Raw genomic sequence first — 22,915 nt, 5'->3', positions numbered from 1 at the left:
GGCGCGCTGCAGGCCGACCTGCCGGCGTTGCGCTCGAAGGAGCTCGCCGAGGCGGTGGCGCGGGCGGCGGGCCGCCGGGCGTTCTGCGCGGACCGGCCGGGCACCGGCACGACGCTGCTGCTGTCCGCGCCGGGCGGGCCGCTCGACCCGCGCTTCGGCGTCGGCTCCGCGGCGGCGCACGCGGCGAGCGGGGCGGTCGCGGTGGGTGCCGAGCTGGACTCGCTGCGCTGCGACGTGGACACCGCGGACGATCTGGCGGTGGCCGCCGAACTCGGTTTGGGACAAAGAACCGTGGTCCTCGCAGGGCGGACGGTGGGAGCTCCGGCCGAGTTCACCCCGCCGTTCCGGCGCGGCTGCCCCACTTAGCCATATTTGCTGGACAATAAGGCTGTGAGTACCGAGAGCGTGCAGCAGCCAGGCAGTCCGCCCGCCGTCACGGAGCCCCCCGAGCTCGAGGGGAACGCGACCGCGCCGGAGCCTCGCGGCGTGCCGTCGGCGCCACCCGCGGTCACCCCCGACGTCACCGAGACCGACCTGCCGGACGACCGGTACATCAACCGCGAACTGTCCTGGTTGGACTTCAACGCGCGGGTGCTCGCGCTCGCGGAGGACGAGTCGCAGCCGCTGCTCGAGCGGGCCAAGTTCCTCTCGATCTTCGCCTCCAACCTCGACGAGTTCTACATGGTCCGGGTCGCCGGGCTCAAGCGCCGCGAGGAGACCGGGCTCACCGTGCGCAGCGCCGACGGGCTCACCCCGCGCGAGCAGCTGGCCTACATCTCCAAGCGCAACCAGGAGCTCGTCGAGCAGCACGCCGCCGCGTGGGAGAAGCGGCTGCGGCCCGCCCTCGCCGAGCGCGGCATCCGCATCGCCAGGTGGGGCGAGGTCACCGACGAGCAGGGCGAGCGCCTGTCCCGCTACTTCCGCGAGCAGATCTTCCCGGTGCTCACCCCGCTCGCGGTCGACCCGGCGCACCCGTTCCCCTACATCTCCGGGCTGTCGCTCAACCTCGCCGTGACCGTGCGCGACCCGACGGGCGGCGGCGAGCGGTTCGCCCGGGTGAAGGTGCCGGACAACGTCTCCCGGCTGGTGCCCATCGACCATCACCGCGACGACCCCAACGCCACGTTCCTCCCGCTGGAGGAGCTCATCGCGGCACACCTCCCCGACCTGTTCGCCGGCATGCAGGTCACCGAGGTGCACGCGTTCCGGGTCACCCGCAACGCCGACCTGGAGGTCGAGGAGGACCGCGACGAGGACCTGCTGAAGGCGTTGGAGCGCGAGCTCGCGCAGCGCCGGTTCGGCCCGCCGGTGCGGCTCGAGGTCGCCGACGACATGAGCGAGCACATGCTGGAGCTGCTGCTGCGCGAGCTCGAGGTCGACCCGCACGACGTCGTCGTGGTGCCGGGACTGCTCGATCTGGTGTGCCTGTGGCAGATCCACGGGGTCGACCGCACGGAGCTCAAGGACGCGCCGTTCGTGCCGGCCACCCATCCCGCGTTCGGCGAGCGGGAGTCGCCCAAGAGCGTGTTCGCCACGCTGCGGGAGGAGGGCGACGTGCTGGTGCACCACCCGTACGACTCGTTCTCCACGAGCGTGCAGCGGTTCATCGAGCAGGCCGCCAACGACCCGAAGGTCCTGGCGATCAAGCTGACGCTCTACCGCACCTCGGGTGACTCGCCGATCGTCGACGCGCTCATCGACGCGGCCGAGGCCGGCAAGCAGGTCGTCGCGCTGGTGGAGATCAAGGCGCGGTTCGACGAGGTCGCCAACATCAAGTGGGCACGCACGCTGGAGAAGGCGGGCGTGCACGTGGTGTACGGCATGGTCGGCCTCAAGACCCACTGCAAGACCGCGCTCGTGGTGCGCCAGGAGGGTTCGGTCATCCGGCGCTACTGCCACATCGGCACCGGCAACTACAACCCGAAGACCGCGCGGCTGTACGAGGACGTCGGCCTGCTCACCGCGGAGCCGTCGATCGGCGCGGATCTCACCGACCTGTTCAACGTCCTCACCGGCTACGCACGCCAGGACAAGTACCGCAGCCTCATGGTGGCGCCGCACGGGATCCGGCGCGGCATCGTCGAGCTGATCGAGCGCGAGATCGAGCACCTCCGGTCCGGCCGGCCGTCGGGTGTGCGCATCAAAATCAACTCGCTGGTGGACGAACAGGTCATCGACGCGCTGTACCGGGCGTCGCAGGCGGGCGTCGGGGTCGACATCGTCGTGCGCGGGATCTGCGCGCTCAAGCCGGGAATCGTCGGCGTGTCGGAGAACATCCGGGTGCGCTCCATCCTCGGCCGGTTCCTCGAGCACTCGCGCGTCTTCCACTTCGTCGGCTCCGACGAGCACTGGATCGGCAGCGCGGACCTCATGCACCGCAACCTCGACCGCCGGGTGGAGGTGCAGGTGCGGATCACCGACCAGAAGCTCACCGCGCAGCTGAACGCGGTGTTCGACTCCGCGCTCGACCCGGCGACCCGGTGCTGGGTCCTGGAGCAGAGCGGGGAATGGTCGGCGTCCCCGGCGGACGGTTCGTCGGTGCGCGACCACCAGGCCCAGCTGCTCGCCAGGCACCTCGCACAGGGCTGACTTCCGGCGGGGGCACTGATGGCACAGGAGGTCTCCGCCGCCGGTGCGGTGGTGTGGCGGCCGGACGCGCGGGACCGGACGGGCGAGACCGTCGAGATCGCGCTGGTGCACCGGCCGCGGTACGACGACTGGAGCCTGCCCAAGGGAAAGCTGGAGCGGGGCGAGACGTCCCGGATCGCGGCGGCGCGGGAAGTGGCCGAGGAGACCGGGTTCCGCGTCAGGCTCGGCCGGCACCTCGGCCGGGTGCGGTACCGGGTCACCCGCCCGGAACCGGCCGACAAGGTCGTCGAGTACTACGCAGCCCGGGCCGGGGGTGGCGCGTTCGCGCCCGGGGACGAGACCGACGAGCTGCGTTGGCTGCCGCCGGAGAAGGCCTTCGACCTGTTGAGCTACGACCACGACGAGCGGATCGTCGCCGCGTTCACCGCGCTGCCACCGGATCTGACGACCGTGCTGCTCGTCCGGCACGCGAAGGCGGGCAGCCGGGCGGAGTGGCGGGAGGCGGACGACCTGCGGCCGCTGTCGGCGAACGGGCGGCGTCAGGTGCCCCCGATCAACGCCATGGCCGCGTTGTACGGAGCCGATCGGGTCTACTCGGCGCCGCTGGTCCGGTGCGTCGACACGGTGCGACAGGTGGCCGACGAGCTCGGTGCCACGGTCGTCACCGACCCCCTGCTGTCCGAGGCGAGCTACGCCGACACCGCCGAGCCGACCGTCGCCCGGTTCCTCGAGATCGTGACGGCGGGCGGTACGCCCGTGGTGTGCAGCCAGGGCGGCGTGATCCCGGACCTGGTGTCCCGTGTGGCCGGTGCGGCGGGCCTGGCACCGGGCGAGGTGGTGAGCAAGAAGGCGAGCATCTGGGCGCTGTTCTTCACCGTCGACGGCGACGCCCACTTGGTCGCCGCGGACTACATCCCGAAACCGTGAGTCGCGCGACCCTGAGAAGTCCTTAGGGATCGGCGTGTTCCGCGCGAGCGGTTCACGAGTCCAGTTGGCGGGTTGCCAAATGCCCCCGAGGTTCCATGCGACACGCCGAAGGCCACCCACCACGCAGACGGTGGGTGGCCTTCGAACGTTGTGGAGCGCTTACTTCTTGCGGGTCGTCGTCTTCTTCGCGGCCGGGCGGGCCTTGGCAGTGGCTTTGGCGGTGGCCTTGGCCGGGGTGGCTTTCTTCGCCGTCGTGGCCTTTGCCGCGGTCGTCTTGGCCGCCGCCTTCTTCGGCGCCGCTTTGGCCGCGGTGGTCTTCGCCGCCGCGGTCTTGGCCGCGGTGCTCCGCGCGGCGGTCGACCTGGTCGCAGTCGACTTCGCCGCGGTGGCGCGGGTGGTCGGCTTCGCTGCCGCGGCCCGCGTACGGGTCGTGGCGGCGGTGGCCCGGCTGGCTGCCGGACGCGCGGCGGTGGTGCGCGAGGCCGCGGTTCGGCTAGCGGCCGAGCGCGTCGCGGCGATCTTCGGCAGCTTCTTGGCGCCGCTCACCACGTCCTTGAACGTCGTGCCAGCACGGAAAGCAGGCACGTTCGTCTTCTTGACCCGCACCGTCTCACCGGTGCGCGGGTTGCGAGCGGTGCGGGCTGCACGCGCGCGCTTCTCGAACACACCGAAGCCGGTGATGTTGACCTTCTCGCCCTTGTTGACCGTGCGCACGATCACGTCGACGAGACCATCGACCGCAGCGCCTGCGGCCTTCTTGTCGCCGAGGCGATCCGAGAGCGCCTCGATGAGTTGGGCCTTGTTCACCCTTCAGTCCTCCGTTGACCACACTTGCGTTCTCGGCCAAACCGGCCGACTTCTGGCCACCGTATGCCTATTACGCCACAATTTCCACGCGACTCGCCCAAATTCCCCGCTACGGGTATCGGATTCTGTTGCGTGGCGGCTATTCGGCGGCCACTCAGGAGGGGAGTGTAGAGGTGGTCGGCTTCCAGCTCGGGCGACCCCCTTCGAAAGCCCCGACGGAGTCCTCATGGCGCAGCGTCAGGGCGATGTCGTCGAGCCCTTCGAGCAGCCGCCAGCGGGTGTAGTCGTCGATCTGGAACGGGGCGGTGAAGTCCTTGGCGCGCACGGTCTTGTCCCGCAGGTCCACGGTGACCTCGGTGCCCGGCTCGGCCTCGAGCAGCTTCCACAGAAGCTCCACGTCCGACTGCTCGCACTGGGCCGCGACCAGGCCTTGCTTGCCCGCGTTGCCCCGGAAGATGTCCGCGAACCGCGCGGAGACGACCGCCCGGAAGCCGTAGTCGGACAGGGCCCAGACGGCGTGCTCCCGGGAGGACCCGGTGCCGAAGTCCGGGCCTGCCACCAGGACGCTGCCCGCCCGGTAGGGCTCCAGGTTCAACACGAAGTGATCATCGGCGCGCCAGGCCGAGAACAGTCCGTCCTCGAATCCGGTGCGGCTCACCCGCTTGAGGTACACGGCCGGGATGATCTGGTCGGTGTCCACGTTGGACCTGCGGAGGGGGACGCCGACGCCGGTGTGCGTGGTGAAGGGTTCCATGGGTCGTTTGCCCCTTTCTCAGGCGAGGTCTTCGGTGCCGGTGCTCGACCCCGCAAGCAGGTCTTCGGGACAGGACAGCGTGCCGCGCACGGCGGTCGCGGCGGCGACGAGCGGCGAGACCAGGTGGGTGCGGCCGCCCTTGCCCTGGCGACCCTCGAAGTTGCGGTTCGATGTGGACGCACTGCGCTCGCCCGGCTGCAACTGGTCAGGGTTCATGCCGAGACACATCGAGCAGCCGGCCGCCCGCCACTCGGCACCGGCGTCGGTGAACACCGTGTGCAGGCCCTCGGACTCGGCCACCTCCCGCACCCGCATCGAGCCGGGCACCACGAGCATCCGCACCCCGTCGGCGACCTTGTGGCCGCGCAACACCTCCGCGGCGGCCCGCAGGTCCTCGATTCGCCCGTTCGTGCACGAGCCGAGGAAGACCGTATCGACGTGGATGTCGCGCAGCGGCGTGCCCGGCGTGAGGTCCATGTAAGAGAGTGCCTTCTCCGCCGAGGTGCGCTCGTTCTCGTCGGAGATCTGCTCGGGGTCGGGAACCCGGTCCGACAGCGGCAAACCCTGGCCGGGGTTCGTGCCCCAGGTGACGAACGGGGTGAGCGCGCTCGCGTCGATGCGCACCTCGGCGTCGAACGTGGCGTCGTCGTCGGTGCGCAGCTCGCGCCAAGCGGCGACGGCCTCGTCCCACTCCGCGCCCGACGGCGCGTGCGGGCGGCCCTTCAGGTAGGCGAAGGTGGTGTCGTCCGGTGCGATCATGCCCGCGCGGGCGCCGGCCTCGATAGACATGTTGCAGATGGTCATCCGGGCCTCCATCGACAGCCGCTCGACGGCGCGGCCGCGGTACTCGAGCACGTGACCCTGGCCGCCGTTGGTGCCGACCTTCGCGATGACCGCGAGGATGACGTCCTTCGCCGTGACGCCGGGCCGCAACTCGCCGTCCACAGTGATCGCCATCGTCCTGAACGGCCGCAGCGGCAGGGTCTGGGTGGCGAGCACGTGCTCCACCTCCGAGGTGCCGATGCCGAAGGCGAGCGCGCCGAACGCGCCGTGCGTGGAGGTGTGGCTGTCGCCGCACACCACGGTGGTGCCGGGCTGGGTGAGGCCGAGCTGCGGCCCGACGACGTGCACGATGCCCTGCTCCACGTCGCCCATGGGGTGCAGGCGGATGCCGAACTCGGCGCAGTTCTTGCGCAGCGTGTCGACCTGCGTCTTGGACACCGGGTCCGCGATGGGGAGCTCGATGCCGGGCGTGGACCTGCTCGCAGGGTCGAGCGTCCAGGTCGTCGGGACGTTGTGGTCCTCGGTCGCGATGGTCAGGTCCGGCCGCCGCACCCGGCGGTTCGCCATGCGCAGGCCGTCGAACGCCTGCGGGCTGGTCACCTCATGAACGAGATGGAGGTCGATGTAGAGCAGGTCCGGTTCGGCGCCACTCCCCCGCCGAACGACGTGTTGATCCCATACCTTCTCGGCAAGCGTCTTTGCCATGTGGTTTCACCATCGACTTCCAGGCCTATCGACTTCCAGAACGGGCGTTCCCACGATCCGGAAGACTGGACTTCCCATATAGCGGGAACATAATATCGAGACGTGGGACAGCATAGCGGCATCGGCGTACTCGACAAGGCAATGGCCGTTCTGGAGGCGGTTGCCAAGGAGCCGTGTGGTCTGGCCGAGCTCTGTACCCGGACGGGACTTCCTCGGGCCACGGCGCACCGGTTGGCAGTGGGGCTGGAGGTGCATCGCCTGCTACGGCGGGGTTCCGACGGCCGGTGGCGCCCCGGCGCCGCGCTGGCAGAGCTCGCCGGCGGCGCGGTGGACCCGTTGCTCGACGCCGCGGGCTCGGTGCTGCCGCGGCTGCGCGACCGCACCGGGGAAAGCGTCCAGCTGTACCGAAGGGACGGCGCACACCGGATCTGCATCTCGACCGCGGAGCCGCCGAGCGGGCTGCGGGACACGGTTCCGGTGGGTGCCCGGCTGCCGATGACCGCGGGCTCCGGCGCCAAGGTGCTCGCCGCGTGGACCGATCCGGCCACCCAGCGCACGCTTCTCGCGGACGCGGTCTACGGCGAGCGGGCGTTGCTGGAGGTTCGGCGCCGCGGTTGGGCTCAGAGCGTGGGCGAGCGTGAGCCGGGAGTAGCCAGTGTCTCCGCGCCCGTGCGTGATGCGAGTGGTGCTGTTGTTGCGGCAGTGTCGGTTTCCGGGCCGATCGACCGGATGGGCCGCCGCCCCGGCGCGCGCTGGGCGGCGGACCTGTTGGCAGCGGCCGAAGCCCTCCAGGCCCGGCTCTAGAATCCGCGAGCGTTGGGCGACCGGGTGCTCCTGCTCAACTCGATGAACCCCGCGTGGCCGCCGACCACTGCGACCCGGTGTGGGTCGTTCCTCCATTTCGGACCGGACGGCTGGGAGACGGTGGCCGGCGGGAACCTGGCCGGCTGCGCCTCCGTCCGGCCCGAGCACCCGGACTTCCCCGAGGCGCTGTGCCGGAACCTGCCGCCGGTCACCTAGCGGTCCGACCGGTCCAGGGTGGACGGTCCAGCAGCCGCCGCCCCCGTCCCCGCAGGCATCAACACAGTCCGGTGGGCGTCAGCGTGGTTCGGCGGGTGGGTCCTCGTCCGGGGCGATCGTCCGCTGAACCCACGCGACATCGTGCCACCGGCCCTGCTTCCAGCCGATGCGGCGGTACGTGCCGACCGGCTCGAACCGCAGCGCGCGGTGCAGGCCGACGCTCGCGTCGTTCGGCAGGGTCATGCCCGCGACGGCGGTGCGAAAGCCCCGCTCGGCCAACCGTTCGAGCAACGCGTCGTAGAGCGCGCGACCCCCACCGGTACGCCGCCGCCCACGCTCGAGATAGATACTGACCTCGCAGGACCACCGGTACGCCGCCCGCGCCTTGTACGGCCCGCCATAGGCGAAGCCGACGACCCGCCCCTCGACCTCGAGCACCAACCACGCGTGCCGGCGCGCGGCGGTGGCGATGCGCGCGGCCATCTCCTCCGGCGAGGTCGGCTCGCTCTCGAACGTGATCGCCGTGTCGGTGACGTACGGCGCGTAGATCGCCGCACACGCGGGCGCGTCCCGCTCGGCGGCCTCCCGGATCGTCCAACCCATGTGACGATAGTAGCGCAAGCTGACACTATAATGACCACATGCCGGACCCGCTGTCCACCTCGATCGCCGCCACGCTGCAGGCCGCCCGACGCACTCGCGAGCTGACCGTCAGCGCCCTCGCCGACCGGTCCGGCGTGTCCCGAGCCATGATCGCCAAGATCGAGCACGGCGACGCCCAGCCCACCGCCGTCCTCCTCGGCCGCCTGTCCGCCGCACTCGGCATGACCCTCTCCGAGCTGGTGGCCCGGGCCGAAGGCGACGACCGCCGGCTGGCCCGCGCCGCCGACCAGCCCACGTGGACCGACCCCGCCACCGGTTACCGCAGGCGCGCGGTGTCCCCGCCGGCGGGCGGCCTGCTGGAGCTGGTCGAGGTCGAGCTGCCGGCGGGCACGGAGATCGCGTTCCCGGCGGACACCTACGCCTTCATCCACCAACAGATCTGGCTCCTGGACGGCCGGCTGACCTTTCGCGAAGGCGCCACGGAACACACCTTGTCCCCCGGCGACTGCCTCCAGCTGGGCCCGGCCGCGCCCTGCGTCTTCATCAACCCGACCACGGCACCCTGCCGCTACCTGGTGGCATTGACGAAACGCCCCGGTAACTGAGACCGGAATACCGGCTGCGTAGTGAGCGGCGGCGGTCCGCACTAGGCTGGATACGCCCCCACGACGTGACGGTGCGAGGAATCGATGGACGCAACGGCGAAGTCGCCGAGTCAGGTCCCGGTGGGCGTGGATCCGACCAGGCCGAGCATTGCCCGGGTGTACGGCGGGTTTCTCGGCGGAAAGGACCTCTACGAGGTCGACCGCCAGGTCATGAAGAAAATCAACGAGGTCGTGCCCGAAGCGGTGGACATCGCTCGGGGCAACCGGGGATTCCTCAACCGGGCGTGCCGGTTCCTGGCCAGGCAGACAGAGATCGACCAGTACCTGGACTGCGGGTCGGGGCTGCCGACCGCGGAGAACACCCACCAGATTGTGCAGCGCTTCAACCCGGAGGCGCGCGTGGTTTATGTCGACAACGACCCGGTGGTCATCGCGCACGGCCGCGCATTGCTCGAGGAGAACGATTTCGTGCACATGGTGCCCGCGGACATCTTCACCCCGCGGGCGGTGCTCGAGAACGAGGTCGTGCGGCGCGCCGTCGACTTCTCCCGGCCGATCGTGCTGCTGCAAGTCGGCACGATGCACCACCTCGAGGGCGACGGCGCCCCGGCGGTGATGACGCAGTACATCGACGCGCTGCCCTCCGGCAGCTACGTCGTGTTCTCGCACTTCCTCGACCCCGAGGTGCCAGAGCTCACCGAGATCGCCCGGCGCATCGAGCAGGTGCTCGTCAACGGGCCGATGGGGGCGGGCCGGTTCCGGACCCGCGCGGAGATCCTCGCCATGCTGGACGGCATCGAGCTGATCGAGCCCAACGGGGAGGCCGCGCCCGGCCCGGCGGTGTGCGACGAGTGGTGGCCCGACGGCCCCCAGATCCAGCCGCTGAGCGGCGCGGCCCGGTGCATCCTGGGCGCCGTGGGGCGCAAGCCGTAGCTCGAAAGGTCAGGACGCGCACGCCTCGGCACGGTGGCAGGCCAGTGCGGGACAGTCGGTGTAGCCGGTCGCGCCGCCGACGTGCATCAGGTACTCGTCGCGCACCGGGTTGAGCGGCGCGCCGACGCGCAGCCGTTCGACCAGGTCCGGGTTGGCCAGGAACGCTCGCCCGAGCGCGATCAGGTCGGCTCCCGCGGCCAGCAGCCGCTCGCCCTCGCGCCTGCCGCCGTCGGCGGGAAGCGGCCCAGGCCACGGCAGCGCCGGGTTGGCGATCAGCGTGCCCGGCCAGCGTTCAAGTCCGGCGGGCGAGGTGCGGAATGCGGATCGGTGAGCTGGCGGAGCGCACCGGGGTGAGCGAGCGCTCGCTGCGCTACTACGAGCAGCAGGGCCTGTGGCGGCCGAGCGAACTCCGGGCGGCCACCGGGACTTCCCCGAGAGCGCGGTCGACCGGGTCATCCGCATCCAGGAGCTCTTCGCCGCGGGGCTGAGCAGCAAGAAGATCGGGACGCTGCTGCCCTGCATGCGGGACGCGGACGGCGGCCCGGCCGAGATCGCCGACGCCAAGCTGGTCACCGACCTCACCGCGGAACGGGACCGCATCAACCGGATGATCACCGACCTGGTCCGCTCCCGCGACGTCCTGGACGACGTGATCGACGCGGCATCGGGGTGAAAGTCGGCTGTCCCGCCGCCGCCGACACGGTTGAATGAGGCATGACGACACGACGCACCGCCATCGCGGGCATGATCGCCGCCTTGACGCTCGGCCTGACCTCCGCCGGAACCGCCGCGTCCGCCGCACCCGACACGGCACCCGACACGGCCGCGGCCACCACTCCTGGGGACGCCTACAAGCGCACCGAGCTGTACTTCGGGGGCAGCATGCCGGACGGCTCCGAGATCACCCCGGCGGACTTCGAGCTGTTCCTGGACAAGGAGGTCACGCCGGCGTTCCCGGACGGCCTGACCTGGATGGAGGCCCACGGGCAGTGGATGGGCGGCAAGGAGGAGTCGTACCTGCTGATCCTGCTGTACCCGCCGACCGACCGGCACGCGAACCGGGAGATCGAGGAGATCCGCACCGACTACAAGCGCCTGTTCGAGCAGGAGTCGGTGCTGCGCGCGGACAGTACGGACCGGGTCTCCTTCTGACAAGGGACGCGTTCACCGACAACGGGAACATCGCCGGGCCTGTGGAGACAGTCGGGTGTCCTACGTGGACCGCGCACCGGCTGCCGCCGAGGATGTCACCGCGCTCCACGGCGAGAGCGGCCGGCGGCCGAGGACGTTCGGCGAGTTCCTCCGCGACAACACGGAGATCCTGCGCCGATCCTGGCTGCCGGCCGGATGAGTTCTCACCCTCCGGGACGGTGGCCCGGCTGGTTGACCGACCGCACAGGGGGATGCGACCGTCCGACCGACACGTTCCGGTCGCGCGGCCGGACGTGGCGAAGTGGCCGAGAGGACAGGCAGGGGCCTGCAAAGCCCTCCACGCGGGTTCGAGTCCCGTCTTCGCCTCCAAGGCTCGACCGCCCACGGTCTCCTCGTCGCCGATCACCACCAGCTCGGCGGCCGACCCCGGCGCCGGACAGCTCGATCACCAGCGGGGGACACCAGGCTGGCTACCTCGTGGCGACGAGCGTGTCGAAGTCCGGGAACGTGTCGGCCAGGCGGTTGCCGGTGAAGTTGCCCACCCAGCCGTCCTCGTCGTGGAAGAAGCGGATCGCCACGTAGTCGGGGCGGGTGCCCATGTCGAACCAGTGCGTCGTGTTCGCGGGCACGCTCAGCAGGTCGCCCGCCTCGCACAGCACCGCGTGCACCTTGCCGTCCACGTGGAGGTAGAACACACCGGCGCCACGGGCGAAGAAGCGGTCCTCGTCGTCGTCGTGGGTGTGCTCGGCGAGGAACTTCTGCCGGGCCTCCGCGGCCTTCCGCACCCACACCGGGTCGTCGGACGGGGTGAGGTGGAGCGCGTCGACCAGGATGTATCCCTCGGTGTCGACCACCCGCTGGACCCGCGCGGCGTACGCGGCGAGTACCTCCTCGGAGGTCGGCTCGGCGGGGAGTCCGCCGACCACCGGCCAGCGTTCGAACCGGACGCCGAGCCGCTTGAGCTCGGCGGCGATCTCCTCGCCGTCCTCGGTCCGGACGAGGGCGTTGTCCGGGTCGTCGTCGGCCCACACGGTCAGCAGTGTCATCACAGTCCCCTTTCCGCACCGTCGATACTCGTCCCGACGGTGAACCTGAGCAACCACTCCAGGCATTCGAGACGGTGCCGGGCCTGGCGCAGGTCCGCACCCCACACGTAGATGCCGTGCCGGGCCACGATCAGCGCGGGCGTGTCCGCCCGGAAGCCACGCGCGAACGCGTCCCCGAGCACGCGCATGTCCTGGCCGTTGGCGATCACCGGGATGGTGACCAGGTCGTCGTGCGCGGCCCGGCCGAAGCCCTTGAGCATCTCCAGGTCCCGCAGCGGCACCCCGCCCGGCCACCGCCGCGCGGCCAGCACCGGGGCGAGCGCGTGCACGTGCACCCACCGCGCCCGCCCCGGCGACCGCGGCGATCCGCGCGTGCAGCCCCGCCTCCGCGGACGGCACGCCGGCCGACACCGCGGCGCCGGCCTCGTCGACCACCACCACGTCGCCCGCGGTCAGCTCGCCCTTGTCCAGCCCGCTCGCGGTGACCGCCAGCCGCAGCGGGTCCCGCTCGATCGTCACCGACAGGTTGCCCGAGGTGCCGCGCATCCACCCCATCCCGGCGTACCTCGCGGCCTCCGCGGCGAGCTTCCGGCCTGCCTCGAGAACGGCAGTCGGCACCGATGGTTCGCTCGCAAGCTCACTCACGCCGGCACCACCGTCAGCTCCTCGAACGAGCCGACCGTCCGGTGTGGACCGAAGTCCGCGTCGCCGAACGGCTCCCCCTTCCTGGCCACGCCGACGGTCTGCCAGCCGGCGGCCGCGGCGGCGTGCAGCTCGGCCGGGACGTCGGACAGGAACACGACCCCGGCCGGGTCCGCGCCGAGGCTCGCCGCGATCGCCCGGTACGAGGGCTCCTCGCGTTTCGGCCCGGCGTTGACCGTGTCGAAGTGCGCGTCGAACAAGCCTGTCACGTCGCCGTCGGTGGTCCGGGAGAACGACGCGACCTGGCCGGCGACCGAGCCGGAGGAGAACACCGCGAGTCGCGGCCCGGCCTCGTGCCAGACCAGCAGCGCCGGCGCGACGTCCGGGAAGAACTCGGTGGTCAGCTCGCCCGCCGCGTAGCCGCGCTGCCAGATCAGCCCCTGCAACGTCTTGAGCGGCGCGATCTTCTGGTCGGCGGCCATCCACCCGTGCAGCACGCCGACCACCTCCCCGGTGCCCGCGGTCGGCGCCAGCCCGCCCAGCTCGCGGACCTGCTTCACCGCGGCGGTGACCTCCGGGTCGTCGGGGTGCTCGTCGATCCACGGCCCGAGCCGGGGCCGGGCGTAGCCGTAGAGCACCACGTGCACCTGGCTGGTGGCGGTGAGCGTGCCCTCGATGTCGAGAACCACCCAGTCGGCGGCGATCGTCACGACTCCTCCTCGTAGTAGCGGGCCAGCCCGGCCGGGTCGAACGGACCCCGGTCGGTGACCACAGTGGACACGAACCGCGGCGGCGTGACATCGAACGCCGGGTAGAGCCCGCGGATCCGCGGGTCCACGACACCGGCCGCGGTGAGCACCTCGGCGCCGTCGCGGTACTCGATCGGCACGTCGGCGGCGGTCGGCGCGAGCCGGTCCGGCGCCTGGACCATGGCCATGAACGGCACCTCGAAGGCGTGCGCGGCAACCGCGAGCCCGAGCGTGCCGATCTTGTTCACCACGTGGCCGTCCATCGTGACCCGGTCGGCGGCGGTGACGAGCGCGTCGACCCGGTGCGCGGCGAGCACCGCGGCACCCATCCCGTCGGTGATCAGCGTGGTCTCGACATCCAGCTCGGCCAGCGTCGCCGCGGTCAGCCGGGCGCCCTGCAGGTACGGCCGGGTCTCGGTGCAGTGGAACGCGAACGTCTTCCCCGCCCGGCGCCCGGCGAGCACCAGCTCGACGAGGTACAGGTCCGCCCAGCAGTGCGTGAGCACGGATGCGTTGTCCGGCAACAGGTCCGCGGTGTGCGTGCCGAGCGCGCGGCTGCGGGACCGGTACCGCTCGTCGCCCGCCTTCGCGCCGGCCATGGCCGACCCGACGAGATCGTTCTCGGCCAAACCGGACAGCACGGCGTGCACGGCCTTGCGCAGGTGGTTGTTCGTACGCCGGGTCGCGATGAGCCGCTCGCCTGCCCGCTCGAGGTAGGCCAGGGGGTCGGGCTCGACGACGGCCGCACGCGCGGCGAGCACCATCGCCCACAGCGCGGCGAAGTACGGCCCGGACGACTGGGTGACCATGTCCTCGATGGCCACGGCCACGTCCTCGACCGTCGCGCAGCGCACCCACTCGCGCCGCGCGGGGAACACCCGCCGGTCCAGGATGTGCACGCCGTCGTCGGCCAGGCGCACGCTGTCGGCCAGGATCGGCAGGTCCATCAGCTGTACCCCGTGTGCGCGGGATGCTCGCCGGTGAGGAAGTGCGCGCCCACCTCGCGGGCCTTGTAGGCCACGGGGTCGTGCAGGGTGAGCGTGCGGGCGTTGCGCCAGAACCGGTCGAAGCCGTGCTTGTTCGCCGTGGCGCGGGCGCCGACCAGCTCGAACACCGTCGAGGTGACCTCGTTCGCCACGCTGGTGGCGACGACCTTGGCCGCGGAGATCGCCACCGCCGCCTCGCCGCGTTCCGCCGCGGTGAGGTCGCCGCCCCGGTCGACCGCGGCGCCCAGCGCGGCGGCCGCGGCGTCGTTCAGCGCACCCGCCGCGCGGGTCCGCGCGACCAGCTCGCCGTAGCCGGCCAGAACGTAGGGGTCGGCCACCGCGGAGTCCACACCGGACAGTGCCCAGGCCCGGGTGCGGGTCCTGGTGTACCCGGCGGCCTCGGTCAGCGCGCCCTCTGCGGTGCCGACGTAGACCTGGCTCAGCATCAGCTGGAACGCGATCGCGGCGAGCGAGAGGCGGACCGCACCCGGCGCGGACTCGTCGGCCGGCTGGCCACCGAGCACGTCCTCGTCGGGCACGTGCACGCCGTCGAACACGATGCCGCCGCTCGCGGTCAGCCGCTGGCCCAGGTTGTCCCAGTCGCCCAGGGGGTGCACGCCGTCAGCGTGCGCGTCGACGACGAAGGTGAGCTTCTCGCCGGTGTCGGTGCGGGTGGCGCTGACGACCAGCCGGTCGGCCACGCTCGCCCCGGTGGCGAAGGACTTGCGCCCGTCCACCCGGAACCCACCGTTCGCCGGGGCGAGCCGCAGATCGGCGTCCAGCGGGTTGCTGACCCCGGCCCAGAACCACCTGCCGGCGACGGTGTCGCGCCGCACCCGGTCGACGAGCTCGGGCCGGTCGAACAGCTCGGTGCGCCACAGCTGCAGGTAGTGGTACCCGAGCAGGTGACCGATCGAGGCGTCCGCGGCGGCCACGACCCGGGTCGCGGTGTTGGCCGCGAGCCAGCCCGCGCCCTGACCGCCCAGCTCGGTGGGCACCAGGAGGGTGAGCAGGCCGGAGTCGCGCAGCAGGTGGACCTCGCCGACCGGCTCGGCACCGCGCCGGTCCCGCTCCGCCGCGTCGTCCCGCAACGTCGCCGCGAGCCGTTCGGCGGCCTTGCGCCAGTTGTCCGTCATGAAAGCTCCACCAGTGCGTCCAGGGCCACCCGGCTGCCCGCCGCGACGGCGTCGGCCACCACCCGCCGGTGCGGGTCGTAGGCGGTGGGATCGACATTGTCCACAGTGGCGTTGCCGTCGATGACCAGCACACCACCCGCCCGAAACCCGCGCAGCCCGGCGAACACGAGCAGCGTCGCCAGCTCCATCTCGATCGCGATCACCCGGGCCGCCAGGTAGTCACGCATCGGCAGCTCCGCCACCATCGGGCTGAACGCGGCCCTGGTCCACACCACGCCCCGGTGCGCGCGCGACCGGTGCGCGGCGGCGGCCCGGTCGAGCGCGAGCACCGCCTCCGGGGTGGCGAACGCCGGGTACTCCGGGTGGATCAGCTGCTGGCTCACGCCGTCGTCGCGCACCGCGGCCTCGGCGATCACCAGGTCGCCGTCGGCGATGTCGTCCCGCAGCGCGCCCGCCGTGCCGAACCGGACGAACGTGTGCACCCCGGCCGCGGCGAGCTCGCCGAACTGGCAGAGCGCGCCCGGCCCGCCGACACCGTGCGAGGACACGACGACCGGTACCTCCCGCCAGATCCCCCGGTAGCTGCGGTACTCCCGGTTCTGTCCGATGAGGACGGAGTCGTCGAGCAGCTCGGCGACCGCCGTTGCCCGATCCGGGTCGCCCACCACCAGCGCGTGGCCCGGCAGCCCGGAACGCGGGATCTTCGTGATCGGCAGGAGATCGGTCATGGGCTCCCCCTCATGAGTCGGCGCGAGCGCAGCCGCCCGCTGGACGCGAACAGCGCGAGCAGGGTCACCACGTACGGCGCCGCGTCCGTGGCCTGCTGCGGCAACCCGATGCCCTGCAACCGGAAGCCGAACGCCTCGGCGAGGCCGAACAGCACCGCGGCGGCGAGCACCCCGACCGGCAGCGCCCGGCCGAGCAGCACCGCGACCACCGCGATCCAGCCACGGCCCGCGGTCATGTTCTCCGAGAACAGCGTCACGTTGCCCAATGCGAGCTGCGCGCCGGCGAGCCCGCACAGCGCGCCACCGGCCAGGATCACGCCGTAGCGGTAACGGCCGACGCTCACCCCGAGGCTCGCCGCCGCCTCCGGCCGCTCGCCCACCCCGCGCAGCCGCAGGCCCCACGGGTGCCGGTAGAGCAGCACCGCGAGCCCCGCGACGGCGAGCCAGGACACGTAGCCGAGCAGCGTGTGTCCGGAGAGGACGTCGCCGAGGAACGGCACCCGGTCCAGTCCCGGGATGTCGACCGGTTCGAGCCCGGCGAGCGCCGGGTCGCTGAACGTGCCGCGGGTGCCGAACACGGTCCGGATCAGGAAGCTGGTGAGCCCCACGGCGAGCAGGTTGACCGCGACCCCGAGCACGATCGGGTCGCCGCCGAAGGTCACCGTGCCGATGGCGAGGATCAGCGAGTACGCGGTGCCGGCGAGCATCGCGGCGACCACGCCCGCCCACGCGCTGCCGGTGTGCCAGCTGCCCGCCACGGCGGCGAAGCAACCGACCAGCATCGTGCCCTCGAGCGAGATGTTGAACACGCCCGCCCGCTGGCACAGCGCCCCGGCGAGCGCGGCGAACAGGATCGGCGTCAGCGCGCCGAGCGCGGAGGAGAACAGCGCCGCGTCGATCATGTGGCGGCACTCCTTCGCTTGCGCAGCAACCCGGTCGTCGCGGCGAGGAAGATGATCAGCACCGCCTGCAGGATCGCGGTGAGCTCGCGCGGCACCTGGGTGGCCCGCTCCATCGCGAACCCGCCACTGGTCAGCGCCGCGAAGAACACCGCCGCCACCAACGTCCCGAGTGGACTGGCAGCCGCCAGCAACGCGGCCAGCAGGCCGATCCAGGTGTACTGCGGGGTGATCAGCGCGCCGTCGATGAACCGGTACGGGAAGCCCAGCACGACCACCGCGCCGACCAGCCCGGCGAGCCCGCCGGAGCAGGCGAGCAGCCGCAGCGTCAGCCGGCGCCGGTCGATCCCGGCGTACTGGGCGAACCGCGGCCCCCAGCCGGTGACCCTGGCCTCGAAGCCGGCCGGGGTGCGGGCGTCGACGAGGGTGTGGACCGCCACCGCGGCGACGATCAGGAACAGGCCGATGGTCAGCCCGCTCCCGCCGAGCGCGGGCAGCCGCACGTCCGGCGGCAGCTGCTCGCTCTGCGGGAGGCTGGATCCCGGGTCGCGCATGGGAAAGCGGACCAGGTACGCGGCGAACGACATCGCCGGGTAGCTCAGCAGCAGGGTGGTGACGAGCAGCGGCACGCCGAGCTTGGTCTCGCACAACGCCGCCGCGGCCGCGTACACCCCGCCGGCCAGCGCACCCGCGACCAGCGCCGCGACGATCCCGAGCGGGCCCGGCACGTGCAGGCCCACCGCGATCGCGCTGATCGCGCCGAGCACCAGCTGCCCCTCACCACCGAGGTTCACCAGGCCCGCCCGCAACGGGATCGCGAGGGCCGTCGCCATGCCGACCACCGGCACCGCGTAGGCCAGCGTGTCCTGGATGCCGTCCGGACCGAACGCGCCTTCCACGATGGCCTGGTACGCCGTCAGCGGGTTGGCGCCGGTGGCCGCGAGCAGCACCGCGCCGAGCAGCAGTGCGGCGAGCACGGTGAGCCCGACGGTGCGCGCGTTCCTCACGGTGCCGCCCCGGCGGTGCCGTCCGGACAACGCCACCCGGGCAACGCCACCCGGACGGTGTCGCCCGCACAGAGCCGCCCGCACAGAGCCACCATCACCGGCCCCCGCACATTTTTCTTGTCACAGGGCCACCCCCGCCATCGCCAACCCGACCGCGTCGACGGTCACCTCGTCGTTGGTGAACTGACCCTTCGCGAACTCGGCGACCACCTTTCCCTCGAACATCACCAGGATCCGGTCCGCAAGCCCGAGAACCTCGCTCAGCTCGGCCGACACCAGGAGCACCGCGTGCCCCGCGTCTCGGTGGGCGACGAGCTCGGTGTGGATGCCGACCACCGCGCCGATGTCCACGCCCCGGGTGGGCTGCTCGACCAGCAGCACCGGCGCCTCGTGGGCCAGCTCCCGGCCCAGGATCGCCTTCTGCTGGTTGCCGCCGGACAGCGTGCGCATCGGCGCCGCGGGCCCGGACGCACGCACCCCGAACCGCTCGACGATCCGCTCCGCGTGCTCGCGGATCGCGGCCGGGCGCAGCAGTCCGCGACGCAGCAGTGGCGGCATGCGGTGGAAGCCCACGGCGAGGTTGTCGGCGAGCCGGGCCACCGGCGCGGCGCCGACGTCGGTCCGGTCCTCCGGGACGTGTGCGATCCCCGCGGACCGCCGCTCGCGCACGCCGAGCCCACCGATCTCCCGCTCCCCCAACAGGATCGAGCCCGCGTCGACCGGCAGCAGGCCGGCGATCGCCGCCACCAGCTCGGTCTGCCCGTTGCCCGCCACCCCGGCGATGCCGACGATCTCGCCCGTCCGCACGGACAGCGACACGTCGTCGAGCACCGGCCGGCCGGTGCCGTGGATGGTGCGGCCGCTGATGGTGAGGCCGTGCACCGACAGCGCCTCGGCGCCGGGCCGCCCGGCCGGGTACACCCGGTCCAGGTCGATCTCGCGGCCCGTCATCGCGGTGGCGAGCTCGGCCCGGCCGGTGGCCGCGGTCGGCCCGCGCATGGTCACCTTCCCGTCCCGCAGCACGGTCACGTTGTCGCTGACCGCCTCCACCTCGTGGAGCTTGTGGGTGACGAGCAGGACGGTGTGCCCGTCGGCGGCGAGGTCACGGAGCACCGCGAAGAGCCGGTCGGTCTCGGCCGGGGTGAGCACGGCGGTCGGCTCGTCCAGGACCAGCACGCGGGCTCGGCGGTAGAGGAGCTTGAGGATCTCGACCTGCTGGCGCACCCCGACCGGCAGATCGCCGACGCGGTCGCCCGGCCGCAGCCGCAGCTGGTGTCGCTCGATGAGCTCGGCAACCGCGGTCCTGGCCGTCCGCCGGTCCAGCAGCCCACGGCGGGTCGGCTCCGCGCCGTAGATCACGTTGTCGACCACGGACAGCGAGTCGAACAACGCGAAACCCTGCTGCACCATGCCGATCCCGGCGGCGATCGCCTGCGCCGCGGAGCCGAACGACACCGCCCGGCCGGCCACCTCGATGTCGCCCTCGTCCGGCCGCAGCAGCCCGTAGAGGATCGACATCAGGGTGGACTTGCCGGCGCCGTTCTCGCCCATCAGCGCGTGGATCTCGCCGGCCGCGACGGTGAGGTCGACGTGGTCGTTGGCGAGCAGCGCGCCGAACCGCTTGACGATGCCGCGCAGCTCGACGGCAGGCGGCTCAGGACTGTGCCGGGTCATCGACCTTGATGGTGCCCGCGGTGATGTCGTCGCGCAGCTTCGAGACCTGTTCGAGTACGTCCGGGTGGTCGGCGATGAGGCACTTGGAGCTCTCGACGTCGGGCTGCAGCCCGGTCAGCGAGATGCCTTCCTCCTCGACGCCGTACGAGCGCGTCTCGCCACGCTTGCCGTCGAGGATCGCCGAGACGCCGTCGGTGATCACGACGTCGGTGCGCTTGATCACGTTGTCCACGACCTGGCCGGGGCTCGCCGGGCACTGGTTCGCGTCCACGCCGAACGCGAAGATGCCGTGCTCCTTTGCCGCCTCGAACACGCCGAGGTTGCCGGACGCGGAGGCCGCGCCCATCACGTAGTCCACGCCCTGGCCCGCGAGCGTCGCGGCGAGCTCCTTCGCGCGGCCCGGGTCGTTGAACGGGTTGGCGCCGCCGATGTACAGCGGGCTGAGCGAGGTGCCCGGCTCGACCTTCTGCGCGCCCTGGCCGAACGGCACCGAGTAGCGGCGGAACTGTGGGGTGTCGAGCGCCACGACCGCGCCGACCTTGCCGGACTTGCTGAGCAGGCCCGCCTCGGCGCCGGCGAGGTACACGCCCTCGTACTCACGGAACACCGCACAGGTGACGTTCGGGTAGGGCTTGGCGGTGCACGAGTCGACGAACAGGAACTGCTGGTCGGGGTGCTGCTCGGCCTGCTGGGCCAGCACGTCGGCGAAGTTGAACCCGACCGCCACGATCACGTCCGGCTCGTCGCGCACCGCGGCCGCGACGTTCTGCTGGATCGAGGCGGGGTCGGTGCTCTGGTACACCTTCTGGCTGCCCTCGTGCGCCTCGGCCGCGTCCTCGACGCCCGTGACCGCGAGCCGAAGGAAGTCGTTGACGCCGACCGGGTTGGGCGTGATCAGCACGAGGGACGGGCCGTCCCCACCGCCGCCGCCGTCACCGTTGTCGCCGCCACTGGGCGACTTGGCGGCCGCGTTGCAGCCGCTCAGCAGCACCACACCGACCGCGACCAGGCCGGCCAGCCGGGATCTCGGAGCCATCGCAGTTCCCTTCCACACCGATCAGAGGTCGCCCGACCGGACCAACCCCGAGCAGACCCTACGTTCTCCGGCCACCACGCCCACCTGGTGGGATATCTGGTGGGACGCCGCAGGTGGGCGGCGTCACGCGGTCGCCGTCCGTGCCGCGGCGATGTCCTGTTCGTGCTCGACCGCCCAGTCGGCCAGGGCGGACAGCGGGGCGAGCAGCGAGCGGCCCAGCGGGGTGAGGCTGTACTCGACACTCGGCGGCACCGTGGGAAAGACCGTGCGCCGGACGAGGCCGTCGGCTTCCAGGGCACGCAGGGTGCGGGTGAGCATTCGTTGGCTGATGCCCTCGATCGACCGGTGCAGGTCGTTGTACCGGTGCGGCCGGGTGCCCAACAGGATCACCAGCAGCATGCTCCATTTGTCGCCCAGCCTGCGGAACACGTCGCCAACGGGGCATGCGGCGAGCTCGGCCAGCGGCACCGGCCGGGGCGGCTCGTGTGCCAGCACCGAGGGCACATCGGCACGACGTCACCGTCATCGGCAGCGGCGAGGCCAAGGGCCGGGCCCTGGAGCGGCCCAACCTCCGGTTCGTCCGCGCGGACCTGTCGGAGATCGGCGAGGTCGACCGGGTGGTCGCGGAGCTCACCGGGCGGCACGAGCGGGTCGACGGACTCGCGCTGTTCGCCAACCGACCGCGCCCGCGCCGCCAGATGACCGCCGACGGGCTCGAGTACACGTTCGCGCTGTACTACCTGAGCCGCTACCGCCTCGGCGAGCGCCTCAGCCCGCTCCTCGACGCGAGCCCGGACCCGGTGATCGTCAACGTCGCCGGCGTAGGCACCACCGCGGGCCGGATCCACTGGGACGACCCCCAGCTCACCCATGGCTACGGTCTCGTCCGCGCGCAGCTGCAGGCCGGGCGCGCCAACGACCTGCTCGGGGTGGCACACGAGGGAAAGGCCCGGTACGTCCTCTACCACCCCGGCTTCACCCGCAGCGGCCTCGACGGCCACCCGAACCCGCTGGTCCGCGCCGCGTTGAAGGCGCTCGCGCGGGTCGCCGCAAGAAAAGTCGACGACTCCGCCGCCCCGGTCGTCGAGTGGCTCCAACACCCACCGACCGACAAGCTCACCGCCGCGGACCGCGGCCGGCCCGTCGAGCAGAGCGTGCACACCCTCGACCCGCACGACGCCACCCGCCTCGCGACCTACACCGAGCAGCTCCTCCTTCGGTTGCCGGCCCGGTGAGTGTCAGGGATGATCCACCACAGTGATGCCGGCAGCCGGTACACGTCGATCAAGCTCACCGAAACCCTTGCCCTGGAAGGACTATCCGCATCAAATCGGCTCGCTCGGCGACGCCGACGACACACGGTGCCGCCGAGCTCGGTTGGCCGCGGTGGTCTCGTATTCGATCGGGGACTTCGTGCCACAGGAACTGTGGCGAATCGGCAACTACAGAAGTCCACGACCCATTTGACAATCGAGCGCGGTGGACAGGTAGAACTTGCCCTCATCGGTGAGGATCTCGGTCATATCGCGACCCATCGCAGGTTCGGCACCGGCGCGGTGAGGTCACGGTAAGCAGATCCGGGAACGGGACGGCCGCTTTGTCCGGTCGGGTGAGATTCTTGCGCCGTTTCTTTCGCCGCGCCACCAAGCCTCTGCCGGGCCATCGACCTGGCCACGGTTTTCTCGCGTGAACGCGCGGTGACATGCGACCGAAGCGACTTCTTGAACGCTTCAGCGACCGCCGCGTCCACCTCGGCACGCCGCCGCGTACGGGACGCGGTGGCTGGTCCTCTGGTCGGCGATGAACGCACCCAGGCTCACCGCGTCGCCCGTCACCCACAGAACCACGGATCCCTTGAGGACATCACGCTCCATCCGCAACTCGCCGCGCACGACCCGGCCCTTGCCCACCCACGAAACTCCCGATCGTACCGACATCGCTTCTCCGGCATGACACATCCATATAGATCATGTCTCCACGATCTTGGGGGACCTCAGACCCGAATCCGCGAGTAGCGTGGCGAGTTGATCATTGATCAGCGATGTTGATCTTCTGGTGGGTGTTTTCCGGGTGGGGGCATGTGCCTGTCCCCGGGCTGTCGCGCCGGGTTCGTGGTGTTCGGGGTCCTGGGTCG

General features: G+C 71.6%; 24 protein-coding genes, 1 tRNA gene and 3 pseudogenes. 12 read left to right on the top strand and 16 right to left on the bottom strand.

Annotation, left to right across the window (positions count from 1 at the left end):
• The 3 genes and pseudogenes from GEV28_RS31285 to GEV28_RS31275 all read left to right on the top strand — a co-directional run.
• A pseudogene (locus GEV28_RS31285) lies at window positions 1-366 on the top strand (hypothetical protein); the annotation flags it as partial.
• A gap of 120 nt (window positions 367-486) precedes the next feature.
• Window positions 487-2,589: an RNA degradosome polyphosphate kinase gene (locus GEV28_RS31280; protein WP_291416057.1), complete on the top strand. Its 2,103-nt coding sequence runs from the start codon at window positions 487-489 to the stop codon at window positions 2,587-2,589.
• An 18-nt stretch (window positions 2,590-2,607) separates the two neighbouring features.
• A complete protein-coding gene (locus GEV28_RS31275; RefSeq protein WP_291416056.1) occupies window positions 2,608-3,516 on the top strand; it encodes an NUDIX hydrolase in 909 nt (302 codons plus the stop codon).
• Between the two features lie 159 nt (window positions 3,517-3,675).
• Here the strand turns inward: GEV28_RS31275 and GEV28_RS31270 are convergent, their stop codons facing one another.
• The 3 genes from GEV28_RS31270 to leuC all read right to left on the bottom strand — a co-directional run bounded on the left by GEV28_RS31270 (window position 3,676) and on the right by leuC (window position 6,565).
• Complete coding sequence (locus tag GEV28_RS31270) at window positions 3,676-4,323, bottom strand: HU family DNA-binding protein (protein ID WP_291416055.1); 648 nt, start codon at window positions 4,321-4,323, stop codon at window positions 3,676-3,678.
• A gap of 154 nt (window positions 4,324-4,477) precedes the next feature.
• Window positions 4,478-5,077: a 3-isopropylmalate dehydratase small subunit gene (leuD, locus tag GEV28_RS31265; protein WP_291416054.1), complete on the bottom strand. Its 600-nt coding sequence runs from the start codon at window positions 5,075-5,077 to the stop codon at window positions 4,478-4,480.
• 18 nt (window positions 5,078-5,095) lie between these two features.
• Entirely contained in the window at window positions 5,096-6,565 is a 1,470-nt protein-coding gene (gene leuC / locus GEV28_RS31260; RefSeq protein WP_291416053.1) for a 3-isopropylmalate dehydratase large subunit, read from the bottom strand.
• Between the two features lie 102 nt (window positions 6,566-6,667).
• Here leuC and GEV28_RS31255 point away from each other — a divergent pair, with 102 nt between their 5' ends.
• Complete coding sequence (locus tag GEV28_RS31255; RefSeq protein ID WP_291416052.1) at window positions 6,668-7,369, top strand: IclR family transcriptional regulator; 702 nt, start codon at window positions 6,668-6,670, stop codon at window positions 7,367-7,369.
• A gap of 12 nt (window positions 7,370-7,381) precedes the next feature.
• Window positions 7,382-7,585 (top strand): hypothetical protein, encoded by a 204-nt coding sequence (locus tag GEV28_RS31250; RefSeq protein WP_291416051.1) that lies wholly within the window; start codon window positions 7,382-7,384, stop codon window positions 7,583-7,585.
• Between the two features lie 78 nt (window positions 7,586-7,663).
• Here the strand turns inward: GEV28_RS31250 and GEV28_RS31245 are convergent, their stop codons facing one another.
• Window positions 7,664-8,188 carry a GNAT family N-acetyltransferase gene (locus GEV28_RS31245; protein ID WP_291416050.1) on the bottom strand — a complete coding sequence of 175 codons (525 nt, stop codon included), beginning with the start codon at window positions 8,186-8,188 and terminating at the stop codon, window positions 7,664-7,666.
• Between the two features lie 38 nt (window positions 8,189-8,226).
• On the opposite strand from GEV28_RS31245, the gene GEV28_RS31240 reads away from it, so the two are divergent.
• The 6 genes and pseudogenes from GEV28_RS31240 to GEV28_RS31210 all read left to right on the top strand — a co-directional run bounded on the left by GEV28_RS31240 (window position 8,227) and on the right by GEV28_RS31210 (window position 11,247).
• The gene (locus tag GEV28_RS31240) at window positions 8,227-8,793 is read left to right on the top strand and encodes an XRE family transcriptional regulator (RefSeq protein ID WP_291416049.1); all 567 of its coding nucleotides are present in this window, start codon (window positions 8,227-8,229) and stop codon (window positions 8,791-8,793) included.
• A gap of 84 nt (window positions 8,794-8,877) precedes the next feature.
• Window positions 8,878-9,726, top strand: a complete 849-nt coding sequence (locus GEV28_RS31235) for an SAM-dependent methyltransferase (protein ID WP_291416048.1) — start codon at window positions 8,878-8,880, stop codon at window positions 9,724-9,726.
• A gap of 317 nt (window positions 9,727-10,043) precedes the next feature.
• A pseudogene (locus GEV28_RS42670) lies at window positions 10,044-10,399 on the top strand (MerR family transcriptional regulator).
• A gap of 41 nt (window positions 10,400-10,440) precedes the next feature.
• Window positions 10,441-10,878, top strand: coding sequence for a DUF3574 domain-containing protein (locus GEV28_RS31220; RefSeq protein ID WP_291416047.1), 438 nt, complete (start codon window positions 10,441-10,443; stop codon window positions 10,876-10,878).
• A gap of 55 nt (window positions 10,879-10,933) precedes the next feature.
• On the top strand, window positions 10,934-11,077 hold the full coding sequence (locus GEV28_RS31215) for a hypothetical protein (protein ID WP_291416046.1): 144 nt from the start codon (window positions 10,934-10,936) through the stop codon (window positions 11,075-11,077).
• Between the two features lie 96 nt (window positions 11,078-11,173).
• A tRNA-Cys gene (locus GEV28_RS31210) sits at window positions 11,174-11,247 on the top strand.
• A 101-nt stretch (window positions 11,248-11,348) separates the two neighbouring features.
• Here the strand turns inward: GEV28_RS31210 and GEV28_RS31205 are convergent.
• From GEV28_RS31205 to GEV28_RS31155, 11 genes and pseudogenes are all read right to left on the bottom strand, one after another.
• Window positions 11,349-11,924, bottom strand: coding sequence for a cupin (locus GEV28_RS31205; protein WP_291416045.1), 576 nt, complete (start codon window positions 11,922-11,924; stop codon window positions 11,349-11,351).
• Window positions 11,924-12,479, bottom strand: a pseudogene (mtnB, locus tag GEV28_RS31200) (methylthioribulose 1-phosphate dehydratase). The gene GEV28_RS31205 and the pseudogene mtnB overlap by 1 nt, the downstream one beginning before the upstream one ends.
• Window positions 12,480-12,565: 86 nt before the next feature.
• Entirely contained in the window at window positions 12,566-13,276 is a 711-nt protein-coding gene (gene mtnC, locus GEV28_RS31195; protein ID WP_291416044.1) for an acireductone synthase, read from the bottom strand.
• Window positions 13,273-14,262, bottom strand: a complete 990-nt coding sequence (locus GEV28_RS31190) for a methylthioribose-1-phosphate isomerase (RefSeq protein WP_291416043.1) — start codon at window positions 14,260-14,262, stop codon at window positions 13,273-13,275. The genes mtnC and GEV28_RS31190 overlap by 4 nt, the downstream gene beginning before the upstream one ends.
• Window positions 14,262-15,437, bottom strand: coding sequence for an acyl-CoA dehydrogenase family protein (locus tag GEV28_RS31185; protein ID WP_291416042.1), 1,176 nt, complete (start codon window positions 15,435-15,437; stop codon window positions 14,262-14,264). Before GEV28_RS31185 ends, GEV28_RS31190 begins: the two co-directional genes overlap by 1 nt.
• Window positions 15,434-16,165 (bottom strand): purine-nucleoside phosphorylase, encoded by a 732-nt coding sequence (locus GEV28_RS31180; RefSeq protein WP_291416041.1) that lies wholly within the window; start codon window positions 16,163-16,165, stop codon window positions 15,434-15,436. Before GEV28_RS31180 ends, GEV28_RS31185 begins: the two co-directional genes overlap by 4 nt.
• Window positions 16,162-17,067 carry an ABC transporter permease gene (locus tag GEV28_RS31175; RefSeq protein ID WP_291416040.1) on the bottom strand — a complete coding sequence of 302 codons (906 nt, stop codon included), beginning with the start codon at window positions 17,065-17,067 and terminating at the stop codon, window positions 16,162-16,164. The genes GEV28_RS31180 and GEV28_RS31175 overlap by 4 nt, the downstream gene beginning before the upstream one ends.
• Window positions 17,064-18,071, bottom strand: coding sequence for an ABC transporter permease (locus GEV28_RS31170; RefSeq protein ID WP_291416039.1), 1,008 nt, complete (start codon window positions 18,069-18,071; stop codon window positions 17,064-17,066). The genes GEV28_RS31175 and GEV28_RS31170 overlap by 4 nt, the downstream gene beginning before the upstream one ends.
• A 120-nt stretch (window positions 18,072-18,191) precedes the next feature.
• Window positions 18,192-19,745: an ABC transporter ATP-binding protein gene (locus tag GEV28_RS31165; protein ID WP_291416038.1), complete on the bottom strand. Its 1,554-nt coding sequence runs from the start codon at window positions 19,743-19,745 to the stop codon at window positions 18,192-18,194.
• Complete coding sequence (locus GEV28_RS31160) at window positions 19,726-20,781, bottom strand: BMP family ABC transporter substrate-binding protein (RefSeq protein ID WP_291416037.1); 1,056 nt, start codon at window positions 20,779-20,781, stop codon at window positions 19,726-19,728. Before GEV28_RS31160 ends, GEV28_RS31165 begins: the two co-directional genes overlap by 20 nt.
• 123 nt (window positions 20,782-20,904) lie before the next feature.
• Window positions 20,905-21,276 carry a helix-turn-helix domain-containing protein gene (locus tag GEV28_RS31155; RefSeq protein ID WP_291416036.1) on the bottom strand — a complete coding sequence of 124 codons (372 nt, stop codon included), beginning with the start codon at window positions 21,274-21,276 and terminating at the stop codon, window positions 20,905-20,907.
• Between GEV28_RS31155 and GEV28_RS31150 the strand changes: the two genes are divergently transcribed.
• Window positions 21,267-22,016, top strand: a complete 750-nt coding sequence (locus GEV28_RS31150) for a short-chain dehydrogenase (protein ID WP_291416035.1) — start codon at window positions 21,267-21,269, stop codon at window positions 22,014-22,016. The two genes, GEV28_RS31155 and GEV28_RS31150, sit on opposite strands and share 10 nt — an antisense overlap.
• A 495-nt stretch (window positions 22,017-22,511) precedes the next feature.
• Here GEV28_RS31150 and GEV28_RS31145 read toward each other — a convergent pair whose 3' ends face one another.
• Entirely contained in the window at window positions 22,512-22,691 is a 180-nt protein-coding gene (locus tag GEV28_RS31145) for a hypothetical protein (protein WP_291416034.1), read from the bottom strand.
• Between the last annotated feature and the right edge of the window lie 224 nt (window positions 22,692-22,915).

The organism is Actinophytocola sp. (genome assembly GCF_009379765.1).
GTDB lineage: Bacteria > Actinomycetota > Actinomycetes > Mycobacteriales > Pseudonocardiaceae > Actinophytocola.
The sequence above is the reverse complement of the archived record's forward strand: the minus strand, read 5'-3'. Positions and strand labels throughout refer to the sequence as shown.

Bases quoted from the DNA above. Each gene is read 5' to 3' on its own strand.
- GEV28_RS31180 (WP_291416041.1), bottom strand. From the start codon at position 16,165: ATGACCGATCTCCTGCCGATCACGAAGATCCCGCGTTCCGGGCTGCCG.
- GEV28_RS31275 (WP_291416056.1), top strand. From the start codon at position 2,608: ATGGCACAGGAGGTCTCCGCCGCCGGTGCGGTGGTGTGGCGGCCGGAC.
- GEV28_RS31235 (WP_291416048.1), top strand. From the start codon at position 8,878: ATGGACGCAACGGCGAAGTCGCCGAGTCAGGTCCCGGTGGGCGTGGAT.
- GEV28_RS31165 (WP_291416038.1), bottom strand. From the start codon at position 19,745: ATGACCCGGCACAGTCCTGAGCCGCCTGCCGTCGAGCTGCGCGGCATC.
- GEV28_RS31185 (WP_291416042.1), bottom strand. From the start codon at position 15,437: ATGACGGACAACTGGCGCAAGGCCGCCGAACGGCTCGCGGCGACGTTG.
- leuD (WP_291416054.1), bottom strand. From the start codon at position 5,077: ATGGAACCCTTCACCACGCACACCGGCGTCGGCGTCCCCCTCCGCAGG.
- GEV28_RS31175 (WP_291416040.1), bottom strand. From the start codon at position 17,067: ATGATCGACGCGGCGCTGTTCTCCTCCGCGCTCGGCGCGCTGACGCCG.
- GEV28_RS31205 (WP_291416045.1), bottom strand. From the start codon at position 11,924: ATGACACTGCTGACCGTGTGGGCCGACGACGACCCGGACAACGCCCTC.
- GEV28_RS31220 (WP_291416047.1), top strand. From the start codon at position 10,441: ATGACGACACGACGCACCGCCATCGCGGGCATGATCGCCGCCTTGACG.
- GEV28_RS31240 (WP_291416049.1), top strand. From the start codon at position 8,227: ATGCCGGACCCGCTGTCCACCTCGATCGCCGCCACGCTGCAGGCCGCC.
- leuC (WP_291416053.1), bottom strand. From the start codon at position 6,565: ATGGCAAAGACGCTTGCCGAGAAGGTATGGGATCAACACGTCGTTCGG.
- GEV28_RS31190 (WP_291416043.1), bottom strand. From the start codon at position 14,262: ATGGACCTGCCGATCCTGGCCGACAGCGTGCGCCTGGCCGACGACGGC.
- GEV28_RS31160 (WP_291416037.1), bottom strand. From the start codon at position 20,781: ATGGCTCCGAGATCCCGGCTGGCCGGCCTGGTCGCGGTCGGTGTGGTG.
- GEV28_RS31245 (WP_291416050.1), bottom strand. From the start codon at position 8,188: ATGGGTTGGACGATCCGGGAGGCCGCCGAGCGGGACGCGCCCGCGTGT.